Annotated in this window: 18 protein-coding genes; 12 read left to right on the top strand and 6 right to left on the bottom strand. The window is 70.7% G+C overall.

What is annotated here, in order from left to right; genetic code table 11:
- Window positions 1-61 precede the first annotated feature (61 nt).
- Both BST44_RS17340 and BST44_RS17335 read left to right on the top strand, forming a co-directional pair.
- Window positions 62-739 (top strand): phosphatase PAP2 family protein, encoded by a 678-nt coding sequence (locus BST44_RS17340; protein ID WP_083178339.1) that lies wholly within the window; start codon window positions 62-64, stop codon window positions 737-739.
- A gap of 59 nt (window positions 740-798) precedes the next feature.
- Window positions 799-1,455, top strand: coding sequence for a L,D-transpeptidase family protein (locus BST44_RS17335; protein ID WP_083178373.1), 657 nt, complete (start codon window positions 799-801; stop codon window positions 1,453-1,455).
- Between the two features lie 4 nt (window positions 1,456-1,459).
- Here BST44_RS17335 and BST44_RS17330 read toward each other — a convergent pair whose 3' ends face one another.
- Window positions 1,460-1,933 carry a nuclear transport factor 2 family protein gene (locus BST44_RS17330; RefSeq protein ID WP_007167399.1) on the bottom strand — a complete coding sequence of 158 codons (474 nt, stop codon included), beginning with the start codon at window positions 1,931-1,933 and terminating at the stop codon, window positions 1,460-1,462.
- Between the two features lie 108 nt (window positions 1,934-2,041).
- Complete coding sequence (locus tag BST44_RS17325) at window positions 2,042-2,686, bottom strand: TetR/AcrR family transcriptional regulator (protein ID WP_083178338.1); 645 nt, start codon at window positions 2,684-2,686, stop codon at window positions 2,042-2,044.
- A 38-nt stretch (window positions 2,687-2,724) separates the two neighbouring features.
- On the opposite strand from BST44_RS17325, the gene BST44_RS17320 reads away from it, so the two are divergent.
- The 4 genes from BST44_RS17320 (at window position 2,725) to BST44_RS17305 (ending at window position 7,546) form a co-directional block, all read left to right on the top strand.
- Window positions 2,725-3,948, top strand: coding sequence for a hypothetical protein (locus tag BST44_RS17320; RefSeq protein ID WP_083178337.1), 1,224 nt, complete (start codon window positions 2,725-2,727; stop codon window positions 3,946-3,948).
- A gap of 157 nt (window positions 3,949-4,105) precedes the next feature.
- Window positions 4,106-5,815, top strand: coding sequence for an Hsp70 family protein (locus tag BST44_RS17315; RefSeq protein WP_083178336.1), 1,710 nt, complete (start codon window positions 4,106-4,108; stop codon window positions 5,813-5,815).
- Window positions 5,816-5,955: 140 nt separating this feature from the next.
- The gene (locus tag BST44_RS17310; RefSeq protein WP_083178372.1) at window positions 5,956-7,077 is read left to right on the top strand and encodes a DUF7159 family protein; all 1,122 of its coding nucleotides are present in this window, start codon (window positions 5,956-5,958) and stop codon (window positions 7,075-7,077) included.
- A gap of 67 nt (window positions 7,078-7,144) precedes the next feature.
- Window positions 7,145-7,546 carry an Rv0313 family protein gene (locus tag BST44_RS17305; protein WP_083178335.1) on the top strand — a complete coding sequence of 134 codons (402 nt, stop codon included), beginning with the start codon at window positions 7,145-7,147 and terminating at the stop codon, window positions 7,544-7,546.
- Window positions 7,547-7,566: 20 nt separating this feature from the next.
- On the opposite strand, the gene BST44_RS17300 is transcribed toward BST44_RS17305, so the two are convergent.
- Entirely contained in the window at window positions 7,567-8,259 is a 693-nt protein-coding gene (locus BST44_RS17300; protein ID WP_083178334.1) for a DUF3060 domain-containing protein, read from the bottom strand.
- 56 nt (window positions 8,260-8,315) lie between these two features.
- Here BST44_RS17300 and BST44_RS17295 point away from each other — a divergent pair, with 56 nt between their 5' ends.
- Both BST44_RS17295 and BST44_RS17290 read left to right on the top strand, forming a co-directional pair.
- The gene (locus tag BST44_RS17295) at window positions 8,316-9,335 is read left to right on the top strand and encodes an NADP-dependent oxidoreductase (protein WP_083178371.1); all 1,020 of its coding nucleotides are present in this window, start codon (window positions 8,316-8,318) and stop codon (window positions 9,333-9,335) included.
- 153 nt (window positions 9,336-9,488) lie between these two features.
- Entirely contained in the window at window positions 9,489-10,319 is an 831-nt protein-coding gene (locus tag BST44_RS17290; RefSeq protein WP_083178333.1) for a glycoside hydrolase family 16 protein, read from the top strand.
- On the opposite strand, the gene BST44_RS17285 is transcribed toward BST44_RS17290, so the two are convergent.
- Both BST44_RS17285 and BST44_RS17280 read right to left on the bottom strand, forming a co-directional pair.
- Complete coding sequence (locus BST44_RS17285; RefSeq protein ID WP_083178332.1) at window positions 10,320-11,837, bottom strand: glycosyltransferase family 39 protein; 1,518 nt, start codon at window positions 11,835-11,837, stop codon at window positions 10,320-10,322. It abuts the gene before it with no gap.
- Window positions 11,838-11,888: 51 nt separating this feature from the next.
- Window positions 11,889-12,116, bottom strand: coding sequence for a hypothetical protein (locus tag BST44_RS17280; protein ID WP_083178331.1), 228 nt, complete (start codon window positions 12,114-12,116; stop codon window positions 11,889-11,891).
- Window positions 12,117-12,221: 105 nt separating this feature from the next.
- Here BST44_RS17280 and BST44_RS17275 point away from each other — a divergent pair, with 105 nt between their 5' ends.
- Genes BST44_RS17275 through BST44_RS17265 form a run of 3 tightly spaced genes read left to right on the top strand, consistent with a single transcriptional unit; the run spans window position 12,222 to window position 13,943 of the window.
- Entirely contained in the window at window positions 12,222-12,530 is a 309-nt protein-coding gene (locus BST44_RS17275; protein ID WP_083178330.1) for a hypothetical protein, read from the top strand.
- A gap of 59 nt (window positions 12,531-12,589) precedes the next feature.
- Window positions 12,590-13,261, top strand: a complete 672-nt coding sequence (locus BST44_RS17270) for a GAP family protein (protein WP_083178329.1) — start codon at window positions 12,590-12,592, stop codon at window positions 13,259-13,261.
- Window positions 13,262-13,271: 10 nt separating this feature from the next.
- Window positions 13,272-13,943, top strand: a complete 672-nt coding sequence (locus tag BST44_RS17265; RefSeq protein WP_083178369.1) for a GAP family protein — start codon at window positions 13,272-13,274, stop codon at window positions 13,941-13,943.
- Here the strand turns inward: BST44_RS17265 and BST44_RS17260 are convergent.
- Window positions 13,919-14,704: a hypothetical protein gene (locus BST44_RS17260; protein ID WP_083178370.1), complete on the bottom strand. Its 786-nt coding sequence runs from the start codon at window positions 14,702-14,704 to the stop codon at window positions 13,919-13,921. The two genes, BST44_RS17265 and BST44_RS17260, sit on opposite strands and share 25 nt — an antisense overlap.
- Window positions 14,705-14,732: 28 nt before the next feature.
- On the opposite strand from BST44_RS17260, the gene BST44_RS17255 reads away from it, so the two are divergent.
- On the top strand, window positions 14,733-16,223 hold the full coding sequence (locus BST44_RS17255) for a bifunctional phosphatase PAP2/diacylglycerol kinase family protein (RefSeq protein ID WP_083178328.1): 1,491 nt from the start codon (window positions 14,733-14,735) through the stop codon (window positions 16,221-16,223).

The raw sequence follows: 16,223 nt of genomic DNA, 5'->3' as shown, positions 1-16,223 counted from the left end.
ATCGCCGAACGCGTGCCGGGCCGCCCGGGTCGCCGGGCCGCGCGGCTGGTATCGGTGGGTTATGACTCGACCGCCGAGAGTTCCGGCCGTGTGCATCGCCCTCGCCGCCGTGGCGGCGTACGCGCTGATGTGGGTGGGCTACTCCCACGACTGGCACTGGGAGCGGCGCATGGACTGGTCGCTGTTGGACGCCGCGCGGGACAGCGCGGTCAAACACCCGTTCTGGGTGCGGTTCTGGGCGGGTGTCTCCTTCGCGCTGGGGCCGGTGCCGCTGCGGTTGCTGGGCACGGTGGCGGCGGTGGCGGCCCTGGCCACGCGCCGGGTGCGGGCGGGGCTGCTGCTGCTGGCGTGCGCGCCGCTGAGCGGGCTCGTGACGGTCGCGGCGAAGGCGCTCGCGGACCGGCCGCGGCCGCCGACCATGCTGGTCGCCGCGTCGGAGACCTCCTTCCCGTCCGGGCACGCGCTGGAGGTGACGGCCGCGTTGCTGGCCGCGCTGTCGCTGGCGGTGCCGGCGGCCAGCCGGGCGGTGCGTGGCGTCGCGCTCGCGGTGGTCGCCCTGGGCGTGCTGGCGGTGGGTGTCTCGCGGGTGGCGCTGAACGTGCACTACCCGTCCGACGTGGTGGCCGGGTGGTCGCTGGGCTACCTGTATTTCCTGTTGTGCTTCACCGTGATTCGGCCCCCGACGGTGGCGTTCTCCCGGAAACCCTGCGGCGCGGGCGATTTGGTCACGGCGCGGTGACCTAACCGGGGCCGAAGCTTTACTTGACCTTGCGCTGGGCGGGTCTGACGATGGAGGTCATGCGCCGACTGCTCGCCTCGCTGTCCGCTTCGGCGTGCGCACTTTTCGCGTCGCTGGCCCTGGCGCCGGTCGCCGGCGCCGCCGGCGCCCCGTGGTTCGCCAACGCGGTCGGCAATGCCACCCAGGTGGTTTCGGTGATGAGCACCGGCGGATCGAACGCGACGATGGACATCTACCAACGCACCGCCGCCGGCTGGCAGGCGCTGCGAACCGGCATTCCGACCCACGTCGGTTCGGCGGGCATGGCGCCGCAGGCCAAGAGCGGGGTGCCGGCCACCCCGATGGGCGTCTACACGCTGGACTCCGCCTTCGGCACCGCGCCCAATCCCGGCAGCGGCCTGCCCTACACGCAAGTCGGCCCCAACCACTGGTGGAGCGGCGACGACCACAGCCCCACGTTCAACTCCATGCAGGTGTGCCAGAAGGCGCAGTGCCCGTTCAACACCGCCGAAAGCGAAAATCTGCAGATCCCGCAGTACAAGCACGCCGTCGTGATGGGCGTCAACAAGAACAAGACCCCGGGCGGCGGTGCGGCGTTCTTCTTCCACACCACCGACGGGAAGCCCACCGAGGGCTGCGTCGCCGTCGACGACGCTCAGCTGGTGTCGATCATGAAATGGCTGCGGCCCGGCGCGGTGATCGCCATCACCAAGTAGCCGCTCAGGTGGCCAGCGCGCGGCCGGGCTTGAGCGTGAAGTTCATGCCCTCCAACGACATGGTGGCGTCGTAGGTTCGGTCGTAGCCGGTGCCGCTGATCTTCCAGCCGGCGTCGGTGCGCCGGTAGGTGTCGCGGTAGAAGGCCGCACCGATCAGCATGAAGTTCAAGTCGCCGACGATCACCCGGTCCTGCAGATACCAACTGCCCGTTGCGGTATCGCCGTCGACGACGATGTCGGGATGGGTCACCCGATGCTCGGTGATGACGTTCGCGGGCAGCGACGTACGCATGTACTCCACCAGGTCGTCGCGGTTGGTGAAGTGCAGCTCGTTGCCGATCGACGGCCCGTAGTCGGCCTTGATGTCCTCGGCGAGGGTGTCGGCGAAGTCGTCCCAGTGCTTGGTGTCCAGCGCGCGCAGGTACCGGTACTTGACCTGCTTGATGGCTTCGATGTCGGCGAGATCGTGAGGGGTCATCAGGTCATTGCAGCACACGGGTATTAAGCCCGCCGCGCTCGCATCGACGAGCCGGCGTCGGCGAGGCATAAACCACGGTCACCTTGTGCGGCGTGTCGTGTGCGTGGTTTATGTGTCGCGGTGGCCCCGGCCGGCGGAGAGGTGGCGGGTGACCATGTCGATCAGAGCGCGTCGCTCCAGGCTCCAGTCGACCTGCGTTCCGGTGACCATCTGCGCCAGCACCACACCGCGTAGCGTGGCCCAGATGACTTCGGCCACACCGGCGTTCGCCGGGTCGTCGGTGATCAGCCGGCCCAGCTGGCCGACCGCGGCGTTCATCTCCAGCAGGTGACGGCGCGGCGACTCGCCCGGCCCGCCGCGGGTGGCGCGCAGGATCTCGAGCGCGGCCATCGACGTCGGGCTGCTGTAGCAGCTCCAGGCCGTGTCGACCACCACCTCGATGCGCTCGCGCAGCGGCAACTCGCTGACGTCGGCCGACGACAGGCTCTCGATCAGCCGGTCCACCCCGTCGTCCACGACGGCCGTCAGCAGGCCGTTGCGATCCCCGAAGTGATACTGGATGACCCCCCACGTCACGCCCGCGCGTTCGGCCACGTGCTTGGCGGTGGCCGCCGCGAAGCCCTCCTCGGTGATGCAGCGGACCGTCTCGCCGATGATCTTGGCGCGAGTGTCGTCGCCGCGCTTGCGCGGCGCGCGGGTGCGCCGGGTGGGGCCAACCGCGTTCCCGGAGCTCTGACCTGCGGCAATCGACATTGTTGACTTTATAACATAGTCGAGTCTATTTTTGGCGCGTGAGCCGATCCCGATACGCGCGGCTGACGCGCGAGCAGCTGGCCGTCCTGGTTCCCGAATTGCTCCTGATCGGGCAGCTGATCGACCGCTCGGGGATGGCCTGGTGCATCAGCGCGTTCGGCCGCGACGAGATGGTGCAGATCGCCATCGAGGAGTGGGCGGGCGCCAGCCCCGTCTACACCCGGCGCATGCAACGGGCGCTGAATTTCACCGGCGACGACGTGCCGACCATCTTCAAGGGGCTGCAGCTCGACATCGGCGCCCCACCGCAATTCATGGACTTCCGCTACACGGTGCACGACCGCTGGCACGGCGAATTCCAGCTCGACCACTGCGGCGCCCTGCTCGACGTGGAGCCGATGGGCGAGAAGTACGTGTTCGGCATGTGCCACACCATCGAGGACCCGACCTTCGACGCGACCGCGGTCGCGACCAACGCGCGCGCCCAGGTGCGCCCCATCCACCGGCCGCCGCGCTCGCCGGCCGATCGCCATCCGCACTGCGCGTGGACCGTCATCATCGACGAGTCCCACCCGGAGGCCCAGAGCATTCCCGCGCTGGACATCGTCCGCCAAACCCGCGCCGCCACATGGGAACTCGATCCGATCGACCGATCCGACGAGGGAAAGGCGGATTACTCCGGGCCGCTGCTGTCCGACTTCGACTTCGCCGGCTTCTCGCATTCGGCGCTGGTCCGGATGGCCGACGAGGTATGCCTGCAGATGCACCTGCTCTACCTGTCGTTCGCCATCGCGGTGCGGGCGCGTGCCGCGGACGACGCCCAGGCCGCATCGGTGTGCACCCAGGGGCTGACCGGCATCGCCGGCGTGGCCGCCGAGCGCATCCACCGCGCGCTGGGGCTGCCCGGCGGCGCCCGGGGCGTGCTGGAGGTGCTCGAACTGCACCCGCTGCTGAACCCCGCGGGCTACGTCCGAGCGGAGACCGCCGACCGGCTCGTGGTGCACCGCTCGCCGGCCCACGAGGACGCCGCCTGGATCGCGCTGTGCACTCCCGAATCCACCCAACCGCTGCAGGCGATCGCCACCGCCGTCGACCCGCACCTCGAGGTCCGGGTCAGCGGGACGAACACCGACTGGACCGCGGAACTGGTCGAAACCGACACCGCCGCCGCCGAACTGCCCGAGGTGTCGGTAACGAAAGTCAGCGGCGGAGCGACATTCCAGTTCGAGCCCAGGCGATCGCTGCCGCTGACCGTGGTGTAGGCACCGGCGCGGGTTTGTCAAGGGGCGGGCGGTACCACTTCGGTGACGAGGTGGCATCGACCGGATACCGATGATGTTGCAAGCCATCGGTTTTCGGCGTGTCCGCGACTATGGTTGACGCTGGCCACCGACCCCTATAGACGAAAGTTTTCGCTCTATGTACGACCCACTTGGGTTGTCGATCGGGACCACGAACCTGGTCGCTGCGCGTAATGAAAGCCCACCGGTCACCCGGCGGTCGGTGCTGACGCTATATCCGCACTGTGCGCCGAAAGTCGGCGTGCCCGAGAATGATTCGAACCTGTCCGAGCCCGGCGTGATGATGAAGGGCTTCGTCGAGCGCATCGGCGAATCGGTGGCGCTGGTGTCCGCGGACGGCTCCGCGCACGACCCGGAACTGCTCACGGTGGAGGCCCTGGACGCGATGGTGCGGGCCGCCGGAGCGGACGCGTCGTGCTCGGAGATCTCCATTGCCGTCCCCGCGTACTGGAAACCCGTTACGGTGCAGGCCTTGCGCGACGGCCTGCGGACGCATCTGGGCTTCGTCCGCAGCGGCATGGCGCCCCGGCTCGTCTCCGACGCGATCGCGTCGTTGACCGCCGTGAAATCCGAACTCGGCCTGCCCGACGACGGCGTGGTCGGGCTGCTCGATTTCGGCGGCGGGGGCACCTCGGCCACGCTGGTCGACGTCGCGGGCGACTTCGAACTCGTCAGCGCGACAATGCGGTACGCGGCCCTGTCGGGCAACGAGATCGACCAGGAGCTGCTGCTGCGGGTCTTCGAGGAGCTGGGCCGCGGCAGCGGCATCGACCCGGCCAGCACGGCCGCCGTCGGGCAGCTCGGTGAGCTGCGGGAACACTGCCGGCTGGCCAAGGAGCGGCTGTCCACCGACGTGGTGACCGACATCGTCGCCGAGCTCGGCGAGCGCAGTTGCAGTTTCACACTGCGGCGCGACGACCTCGAAGACCTGATGGCGGATCGGCTGACCGGCTTCATCTACGCCTTCGACGACATGCTGGTGCGCTACCGCAAGAGCTGGGCGGACCTCGCGGCGGTGGTCACCGTCGGTGGCGGCGCACACATCCCGCTTGTCGCCGAACGGCTTTCCGTCCACGGACGCACCCCGGTCCTGACCCCCTCGCAGCCGGCCCTCGCGGCGGCGGGCGGTGCGCTGCTGTTGGCGTCCCGCGGCGAGGAGCTGAGCCTGCGGACTCGGACGTCGATCGGCGTGCTCGCGTCCGCCAACGCCACCGGTGACGTGGTCGACCTGGGGGCCGGCGACGTGCTGGTGATCGACGACGAGGCGCTGACGGACCGCGAGTTGGCGTGGTCGCAGACCGAGTACCCCGGCGACCTGCGGGTGCGGTTCGGCGGCGAGACCTACGACGAGGACGGGCCGTCCGGCTGGTCGATGCGGCTCAACGTCATCGACCCGGCGCCCGAGCGGCCGTGGCGCCGGCTTCGGTTGTCGCAGTTGATCATCGGCATGTCGGCGCTGGTGGCCATGACGGCCATCGGCGGCGTGGCCTACACGCTGACCGGCATCGAGAACCGCCAGGCCCCGCCGGCGCCCAGCGTCGCGCCGCTGCCGGCGCCGCCGGCCAGCCACCTGGCGCCGCGCACCGTCGCGCCGCCGCCGCCGACGACGACGACCGAGACACCGCCCCCGCCGTCGACCACCACGACGACCACCACGACGGTCCCGATGACCACCGAGTGGATCCACGTCCCGCTGCTGCCGGTGCCCATACCGGTCCCGGTGCCGCAGACCCAGGCGCCGCAGGCCCCGCAATACACGCCATATCAGCCGCAGTACCCGCAGTATCCGGGGAACGCCCAGAATCCCTTCCTGGGCCCCGGCTACTAGCGCGCGGCCGCCCTGCTCACCGCGTTCCATGAGCGCGGCCGCCCCCGCGCGGGTAGCGTGGTGTCACCCGGTCGGGCGGGTCTATCGGTGGTGCCCCCATAGCGGGGCCCGGGGCAAATCAGCGGACTGTGGAGGCGTACGTGGACATCGTGCTTGGGGTCTCGATGGCTCCCGAGACGGTCCGCCTGGTGGTCATCGAGGGCCAGGACGCCGACGGCGTCACGGTGGAACAGGACGAGTTCGAGGTCGCCGCGGACGGCGACTCGGCGACCGCCGGCGCGGTCGACCAGGTGCTTGCCGCGATCGGCGGAACCCGGGAGGGCGCGCTCGCGGGCGGCTATCGGTTGATGTCCACCGGGGTGACCTGGACGGATCCCGCGAACGTCGGCGCGCTGCGCGACGCGATGGCCCGCCACGGCATGGGCAGCGTCATGTTGGTGTCCCCGTTGCTGGCCGCGGCCGCGCTCGCCCAGACGGTCGGGTACGCGCTGGACTACGAGCACATCGCGATGCTGTTCGTGGAACCCGCGAGCGCGACGCTGGCGGTTGTCGACGTCACCGACGGTTCGATCGTCGACCTGCACCGTCAGCAGCTGGCGAACCCGGGGCAGGGCCCGCTCGCCGGCGAGTTGGCTTCGATGGTCGCCGGCCTCACCGCGCGGGGGTCAAGCGCGAACGGCGTCTTCCTGGTCGGCTGCGGTGCGGACATCGCGGCCGTCAAACCGGCGCTCGAGGCGGCGACCCCGCTGGAGGTGAGCGCCCCGGAAGAACCGGAGATGGCGCTGGCCCGCGGGGCGGCCCTGGCGTCGGCGAACGCGCCGCTGTTCGCCTCGTCGACCGCGGCCCTGGCGTACGCGCTGGATCCCGGTACCGGGGAGGTGAGCCCCCGCCCGCTCGGCCCGGCCTACTTGGACGTCTGGGGCAATTCGGGCGGCGGCGCGCTCGCCTACAGCGCCGTCGCGGACGAGGACGACGCGACCCCGCGCAGGCGCAGGCCCATGTTCCTGGCCGGCAGCGCGCTGGCCGGGATCGCCGCCGCCGTGGCCGGCGTCGTGCTGTTCTCGCTGACCTCGGACCGGCCGGGCTCCAACACCCCGCAGAACCCGCGGGTCAGCGTCGCCACCCCGGCCAAGCAGGTGCCGGCCCGGGCGCCCAGCGCGCCGCCGCAAGCGCAGCCGCCCGTGACGATGTACCTGCACTTCCCGTTCGTCACGGTGCCCATTCCCATCACGCCACCAGCGCCGCCCCCACCCCCGCGGTAGGGACGTGGCGCGCGCCCGCGACTGCGCGCACACTGGGCGGTGACGGCATGAGCGGCGAGGAGGTCGCGTGGGCGAATACGGTGCGTTCGGGTTCGATCCCGACGAGTTCGATCGGATGATCCGCGAGGGCAGCGAGGGGCTGCGCGACGTGTTCGAGCGGATCAGCAAGTTCGTCGCGGCGCCCGGGGTCCGGCCCGGCTGGTCGTCGTTGTTCGAAGACCTGTCGCGGCGCCCGCGGCCGGAGCCCGAGACCGCCGGCGAGGCGGGAGACGGCGTCTGGGCCATCTACACGGTGGACGCCGGCGGCGGCGCGCACGTCGAGCAGGTCTATGCGACCGAGCTCGACGCGCTGCGGGCCAACAAGGACAACGTCGACCCCGGGCGCAAGGTGCGGTTCCTGCCGTACGGCATCGCGGTCAGCGTCCTCGACAACGATTCACCGGACGACGAGCCCGGCGAGCCGGCGTAACGGTCGCCGCAACGGCCGCCTCAGCCCTGCCGGACGACGTTCGAACCACCGGAGTTGCTGACCTTCGGCGAGCCCGAGTGGTAGGTGACCTTGTTGTTGAAGCCGGAGGCCTGGATGCTGTCGACGGCGTCGACGGTGATCTCGTTCTGCACGCCCGACACGGTGAGGCTGGCGCAGTGACCGGTGATCACCACCGTGTTGGACACCCCGCTGACGCTGACGACGTTGTCGTTGCAGGCGATCGTCCGGTCCTCGCCTACCCCCGAGACGCTGATCTTCTCGCCCGGCGCCGGGGTCGGTGAGGCCGACGGTTCGGTCGTCCCGGTCCGGCTGGGGGAGCGGCCCGGGCTGCCGGTGACGCTCGACGGCGGGCCGAACGTCCGGGAGATCGTCGGCGGCGAACTGATGACCGATCGGACGCCGGAAAGCTGGTGTGCCGCGAAGGCGGCGATGCCACCGGCCAGGGCCAGCACGCCGACCGCGATCACCGTGCCCATGATCCACCACATGCGGTTGCCCGAGGGGCGTTGCGGGGGCGGACCCGGAAACGGCCCGCCGTAGCTCCACGGGGGCGGTGGCGGCGGGCCCGCCGGGCCGGGCGAGTAGGCCTGGCCACCGGGTTGCGCGCTGCCCGCTTCGGACGCCCGCGCCGCGTCGGCGAGCGGGCGCTCGAGTTCCCGGATCCGGTCCTCCGGGTCGTCGTTTGCTGCCATGGGTCGAATATGCCATTCGCCCGGGTGATTTCGGCCGGTTCGGTAGTTTCTGCATCGTGCCCGAGTTGCCGAACCGTCAGATCTTGTTGCGTCGCCGCCCCACCGGGCTTGTCAGGCCGGGGGACACCGAGCTGGTCACCACGGCGGCGCCCGAACCCGCGGAGGGCGAGGCGCTGCTGCGCACCACCTACGTCGGGATCGACGCCGCCGCCCGCACCTGGCTCGACGACCAGCCCGGCTACCTGCCGCCGGTGCAGCTGGGCGAGGTCATCCGCGCGGCCGGGATCGGCGAGGTGGTCGCGTCGCGCTGCGACGCGTACGCCGTCGGCGACGTCGTCACCACCCTGACCGGCTTCTCCGAGTACGCGATCATCCGCGACGACCTGTTCAGCACGCCCATCCCGGGCGAGGACGACCAGCTGGCGATCATGTCGGTGTACGGTCCGACCGGCGCCACCGCGTATTTCGGGATGACCGACATCGGCCGCCCCCAGGCCGGGGAAACGGTGGTGGTCTCGGCGGCCGCCGGGGCCACCGGGTCGGTGGCCGGGCAGATCGCCAAGATCGCCGGGGCCCGGGTGGTCGGCATCGCGGGCGGCCCCCAGAAGTGCCGGGCGGTGGTCGAGGACTTCGGCTTCGACGCCTGCATCGAATACAAGAACGACGACCTCGCGGCCGCGCTCAAGCGGCACTGCCCGCGGCGCGTCGACGTCTACTTCGACAACGTCGGCGGGCCCATCCTCGACGCCGTGCTGGGTCGCTTGGCCCCCCGCGCGCGGGTCGTCCTGTGCGGGGTGATCTCCAGTTACCTGACCGGCGAGCACCCGGGGCCGGCCAACTACGTGAATCTGCTGTCCAAGACGGCGTTGATGCAGGGGTTCAACGCCCTCGACCAGTGGGGCCGGTTCGACGAGGCGTTCGCCGCGCTGCGGCGGTGGGAGGCCGAGGGCCGGCTCAAGCACCGGGAGACCATCTTCGACGGGATCGAGTCCTGCGTCGACGCCCTCAACGGCCTGTTCACCGGCGTCAACATCGGCAAGACCCTGGTCAAGCTCAGCGAACCGGCTTCCCGCTGACCCGCCTAGCGCCCCGGCGTGCGAAAAGTCGCCGCCACGGGCCCGGCGCGGGGTGCGTGGCACCCCGGCGCGTGGTTTTATAACACCGTTTGCGAGAGTTGCCCGGGGGTATCGGGCTAGTTCGGGAACACGGTTTTCACGATTGGGGTTTAGATGGACCGTCGCAGCATGATGTTGATGTCGGGGCTCGGCATGCTGGGGGCTGCGATGCGCTTGCCGGGCGCGTGGGCCACCCCCTCGGCGCCGCAGGCGCCGCCGTCGGCCGGCCCCGGTGGCCCCTACATCTTCGCCGACGAATTCGACGGGCCCGCGGGCTCCCCGCCCGATCCCGGCAAGTGGACGATCCAGACCTGGCAGGACGACGTCTTCCCGCCCGTGGAGGGCATCTATCGCGACGACCGCCAAAACGTGTTCCAAGACGGGCATTCCAACCTCGTCCTGTGCGCCACCCACGATCTGCTGAGCAACACCTATTACAGCGGCAAGCTGCGCGGCAACTTCCGCAGCATGATCAACCAGACCTGGGAGGCGCGGATCAAGCTGGACTGCCTGTATCCCGGCCTGTGGCCCTCGTTCTGGGGCGTCAACGAGGACCCGCTGCCCGACGGCGAGGTGGACATCTTCGAGTGGTACGGCAACGGCCAGTGGGCCCCGGGCACCACCGTCCACGCGGCGTCCAACGGTAAGACCTGGGAGGGCAAGTCGATCCCCGGCCTGGTCGACAGCAACTGGCACACCTGGCGCATGCATTGGGGCGAAGAGGGTTTCGAGTTCGCGCGGGATGGGGCGGAATACTTCAAAGTGCCCAACAAGCCGATCCACGTCGCCGGCGGCGCCCCCGACGACTTCCGCTGGCCGTTCAACATCCCCGGTTACTGGATGACGCCGATGTTCACGCTCGCCGTGGGCGGGGTGGGCGCCGGGGACCCGGCCGGGGGCACCTTCCCGGCCTCGATGCTGGTCGACTACATCCGAATCTGGTGACTATCGCCGCGCTTTGAGCACCTGGACCAGGTTGAACTGCCAACGCTCGACCAGGCGGAAGCCCAGGTCGTGGGGCACCGCGAAGGCGGGCGTCGGCCCGTAGACGGGTCCGGGCGGGATCGCCGGGCCGCGCTCGTGCGGGGGCTGTGACGGGTCGGCCTGGGTGATGATCCACACGATGCCGCACCGGCTCAACGGTTGCGCGACGACCTCGGGAATGAGGTTGGTGCCGAAGACGTCGTTGCGGTCGGTCGCCCGCTGCCACAGGGTGAGATCGATCAGCTTGCGATAGGCGTCGGGGCGTGCCGCCATCAAGGGCCGCATCGGGGCGGGCATGAACGTCACCGTGTCGTTCACCAGTAGGCAATCGCCGGGTGCCGCCTTCGCCGAGATCAGATCGGCCACCTGGCTGTAGTCCATTCCGTACTTGGCATACGGATTGCGTTGCACCCGAACATAGTTCGGTGCGGCGGCGACCGCGAAGAGGGCGACCAGCGCCGCCGTAAGCCACGGCCGGGCGGTCACCGTGACGGCGCAGACGCCCAGGATCAGCGCCATGCCCGGCACCGTGAACGACAGATAGCGCGGGGTGTAGATCGAATGCACCAGCGCCGAGTAGACCAGGATGGCCGCCGTCGGCAGCGCAAGCCACGCCACGGCGAGGGCCAGCAGGTGCCGGTCGGCCGGCGCCAGGGGCCTGGACTTGCTGAGCCACAACGCCACAGCCGCCGCCACCACCAGTGCCGACAGCACGGCGGACGGGGGGCAGCGCTCGAAATACTGTTGCACCACCACGTCTTCGAACGTGCGGCGGCCGATCGGTGCGATCCAGGCTATCTGGTGCGCCTGGCCGGCGACCGTCAGCAGGAACGGCGCCATGGCGCCGACCGCGACGCCCGCCGCGACGGCGAACCGCAGCAAAACGGTTCGCGCGCAACGGGAGACGACGATCAGCGTGAGGTGCGCCGCGACCAGCAGGGCGAGGTACACGTCCAGGGCGATCGACAGGGCCAGGGCGACGCCGTAGGCGGCCCACAGCCGGCCGGTGTCGCGGCGCGCGGCGTGCACCAGCAAGACCGTCAGCCACACGGCGGCCATCATGGACAGCGCGTAGGGGCGGGCCTCGATGCCCGCCCACGTCGTCCGTGGCAGGATGGCGCAGAACACGCCGGAGGCCACCGCGACCGTGCGTGACGAGAACTGCTTGCCCAGCAACACGATTCCGGCGGCCGCGGCCCCGGCGGCCAGCCCGCTCGGCGCGCGCGACCAGAACTCGGTGGGTGGGAAGACCCGAAACCACGCGTGCATGAGCAGGTAGTACAGGCCGTGGACGGCGTCGACGTTGGCCAACATCCGCCACAGCTGGCCGAGGGAACGGCTGTATGCGGCCGATATGGTGGCGGCCTCGTCGTACCAGAACGACGGGCGGGCCGCGCCGGCCAGGCTCACCGCCGCGGCGAGTAGGCCCACGAGCAGTGGGTCCAGCGCGGCCGGCGGGTGGCGCAGCGGTTTCCGCACGCCGCTATGGTGCCAGAAGCCGCCCCGCCTGGCCCCACCGCGGGCCGAAGCTCAGTTGGACAGCCAGACGTGCCAGAACCCGTCGGACCCCAGCCGGCAGTCCCAATGCGTGTACAGGTTGTCGTTGTGCGTGAGCTCGACGTGGGGGGCATCCGCCTCGCAACCGGCCTGGCTCGAGTAGTTGCCCTCGACCTCGATCTCGCCGGCACTGGCCACGCCCACCCCGGTGGTGAGCAGCCCGGCCAACGCCAATACGCCAGCGGCGCAAGCCATCTTCATGGGACCTCCCCTTGTCAGCTGAGCCGACTATATCCACGAGCGGCGGCCGGGGGCCGAAAACGAAGAACTCGGGAGGCAGAAGTCATTCGAACGTATGATCGATCGATGGGACAGTTCGCGTCCATCGGGTACAACGGCCAACCGGTCCGCGACCCGTTTCGCGTGGTGCGCCCGCCGATCACCGTCCTGGTGGACCTGACCGTGCTGTTCCCGCGCGAGCCGCACCGCGCCGGCCGGTACCAGCCCAATGGGCTGCAGCTGCACAAGGTCGTCGAGGGGCGGCTCAGCTGCTGGGGGCTGTGCGAGCAGGGCGACTGGTGGGGGCTGGTGACCTACCCCGTCGCCTACGGCTCGAAGCGCAAGACCGTGACGCACTGGGTGCCGGCCTGGACGCTGCGCCGAAAACCGTTCTGAGGAACGTGCTTACGCGGCACCCGTGCGGCCACGTCACGCCGATGCGATGATTGCTGCCCGTGGACGCAAGTTGGGGATCGGTACTGACCAAGCTCGTCGCGCTGGCGGCGGTCATCGCGCTCTCGCCCATCACGGTCATTCCGGCGGTGCTGGTCCTGCACGCGCCGCGGCCGCGGCCGACCAGCCTGTCCTTCCTCGCCGGCTGGGTGCTGGGGCTGGCCGCCCTGACCGCCGCTTTCGCCGGCGCCTCCGACCTGCTCGGCGACCTGCACAAGGCGCCGCCGACGTGGGCGTCGTGGCTGCGCGTCGCGCTGGGGTCGGCGCTGATCGCTTTGGGCGCCTACCACTGGCTGACCCGGCACCGCCACGGTGCCATGCCGCGCTGGATGCGCTCGTTCTCCACCCTCACCCCGCGACGCGCCGGGGTGACCGCGGCGGCGCTGGTGGTGCTGCGGCCCGAGGTGCTGCTGCTGTGCGCGGCGGCCGGCCTGGCCGCCGGCGGCAGCAGCCTCGGCACCGCGGGCCGACTGCTGGCCGGGGCGGTGTTCGTCGTCGTCGCGGCGTCGACCGTGGCCATCCCGATCCTGGCGTATGCCGGCGCGGGCGACCGGCTCGACGACACGCTGGAACGCGTCAAGGTCTGGATGGAGGAGAACCACGGCACGCTGCTCGCGGTCATCCTGGTCCTGATCGGTTTGATGGTGCTCTACAACGGGATTCACGCCCTGTAGATTGCTGCCCATGGCAGGAAGCTGGGGCACGGTGCTGACCGGGCTCGTCCCGCTCGGGCTGGTCATCTCGCTGTCGCCGCTCACGGTGATCCCGGCCGTGCTGGTCTTGCAGGCGCCGCGGCCGCGGCCTAGCGGCCTGGCGTTCCTCGGCGGCTGGCTGCTGAGCCTGGCCGCGCTGACGGCGCTGTCCGTCGCGGCGTCCGGACTGCTCGGCGGCCTGGACAAGTCACCGCCGCGGTGGTCGTCGTGGCTGCGCGTGGTCTTCGGCTCGGCGCTGATCCTGTACGGCGTCTACCGCTGGCTGAACCGGCATGGCCACTCCGAGTCGCCGGCGTGGATGCGTTCGTTCGCCAGCATCACCCCGGCCCGCGCGGGGGCCATCGGGGCGGTGCTGGCCGTCGTGCGGCCGGACGTCGCGCTCATCTGTATTCCGGCCGGGTTGGGCATCGGGACCGCCGGGCTCGGCCTGGTCGGTGACTGGGTGGCCGCCGCGTTCTTCGTCGCCATCGCGGCGTCAAGCGTCGCGATCCCGATCCTGGCCTACGCGGCCGCCGGCAGCCGCCTCGACGACACGCTGGCGCGGGTCAAGGACTGGATGGACCGCAACAACGCCGCCCTGCTCGCGGCGGTCCTGGTGCTGATCGGCGCGATGGTCCTCTACCACGGGATCGACGCCCTGTAGCCGCCGTCGGTCAGGCCGGCGTCCTCCTCGAGCCGGTTGATCGCGCCGAAGGCGTATTCGCGGACCAGTTCCCGGCCGTAGGCGGCCAGCATGCCCGCGTAGCCCATCGCCGCCCACTGCCGGCAGTGCCGCTCCTCGTGGTGCAGCACCCGATCCAGGTCGAGTGCGCTCTGCACGGGAGTCCCGTCGGCGCGCAGGTACCAGGCATGCCCGGACTCGACGATCCGGCGCAGCCACCCCGCGGGGTCGGTGACCGCGCCCAGGTTGACCAGAAAGATGTCACCCCAGGTGGTGCCGCCCCGGCGGCAGAATTGCCGTTGGATCCGGTTGCCGCCCAGGCCCATCAGGATGCCGTTCGGGGTCGCGACCAGCCGGCCGCCGTTGCGGTGGACGAACCCGACGTCGCGGGTGTAGCTCCACAGGTTTGCGTTCTGCCGCCGCATGATTCGCGTGACTTCGGCCGCGCGGTAGGGCGCCGGCGGAAAGTCGGTGCGCCACGCGCCCTTGCTGCCGTACCCGGTGCCCGCGTTCAGGATGTAGGTGGCCAGCGCCGCCGCGCGGGCCTCGCCGCCGCCGGTGCCCCGCGCGAGGAGGAAGAAGGATTTGCCGTCGGGATCCTTGATCTGCGCCATCGTCCCGAGTGATCGAAACGTGTCCGGGGTGATGTCGTAGCGCCGGGTGATTTCCGCGACGGCGTCCGGGCTCACGCCCTGCCGCGCGGCGTTTTCCCGCCATGCCTCGAAGTAGCCCGGTGCGTCCATGTCCGCCAACCAATTTAGGGTGTAGCGAATGAACAGGCGGCCCAGGCGACGCGCGCGCGGCATCGAGCAGATCACCCGGGGTCTGGGCACGCTGGACCGGGAGCTCTTCGAAGCGATCGCCGAGACGGACACCCCGCTGCTGGACGCGGTCATGCCGCCGCTGACCCGGGCGGCCGACAACTCCAAGCTGTGGTTCGCCGTCGCCGCCACCCTGATGGCCTCGGGGAACAAGAGCGCCCAGCGCGGCGCCACGCGCGGCGTCGTGACGCTGGCCGCCACCAGCCTGGTCACCAACCAGGTGGCCAAACGCATCCGCCGCCGCCCGCGACCCGGGTACGAATTGGTGCCGCTGGTCAGGCAGGTCCGCCGGCGCCCGACGTCGAACTCCTTCCCGTCGGGGCACTCCGCCAGCGCCGCCGCCTTCGCCGTCGGGGTGGGGTTGGAGAACCCGATGCTGGGGTTCGGGCTGGCGCTGCTGGCCGGGCTGGTCGGGCTCTCGCGGGTGGCGACCGGCGCCCACTACCCGGGCGACGTCGTGGCCGGGTTCGGCATCGGCGCCGGCCTGGCGGTGCTGGGCGGCCGGCTGGTTCCGCCGATCGTCGATACCGCCCTGCCCAAGACCGAGCCGCTCCGGGTCCCGGCCCCCGAACGGCCCGACGGCGCCGGGGTGGTGCTGGTCATCAACCCCGAGTCGGGCAGCGGCACCGGGGCCCGCGTCGTCGACGAGGTGCGCGAGGCGCTGCCGAAGGTGGACATCCGGGAGCTGGGACCCGACGACGACCCGGCGGAGGTCCTGCGCGACGCCGCCGCACGCGCCGAGGTGCTCGCGGTCGGCGGCGGCGACGGCACGGTGGCGGCCGCGGCGGGGGTGGCCATCGAGGCCGGGCTGCCGCTGGCGGTGTTTCCCGCCGGTACGTTCAACCACTTCGCGAAGGACATCGGCTGCGACACCGTCGCCAAGACCGTCGATGCGATCCGCCGCGGCAGCGTGGCGTGCGTGGACCTGGTGTGCCTCAACGAGAGTCAGATGGTCCTCAACACCGCCAGCATCGGTGCCTACCCCGCCTTCGTGCAGCAGCGCGAGAAACTGGAGAAACGCATCGGCAAGCCGCTGGCCGGCCTCTACGCGATGCTGCACACGCTGCGCCACGACGAGCCCGTCCGGATCGCCTACGACAACAAGACGCTGCTGACGTCGCTGTTCTTTCTCGGGAACTCGCTGTACCTGCCCACCGGTTTCGCCCCGTCGCGGCGGACCCGAATGGACGACGGCCTGATCGACGTCCGCATGCTCGAAGCGGGGCGGCGGTGGTCCCGGACCAGGATCCTGGCCGCCCTCGCGCTGGGCCGCCTGGAGCGCAGCCCGCTCTATCACGAGCTGCAGGTGCCGGAGTTCGCCTTCCGCGCGGTCGACGGGCCGACGGTCATCGCGTGCGACGGCGAGGTCGGCGACGAATACGAGAAGGCCAGCTTCAGCGCCAAATACCGCGTCCTGCCGGTGTTCCGGCCCTGCGACTAG

The organism is Mycobacterium scrofulaceum, assembly GCF_002086735.1.
GTDB classification, from domain to species: Bacteria; Actinomycetota; Actinomycetes; order Mycobacteriales; family Mycobacteriaceae; genus Mycobacterium; species Mycobacterium scrofulaceum.
The sequence above is the reverse complement of the archived record's forward strand: the minus strand, read 5'-3'. Positions and strand labels throughout refer to the sequence as shown.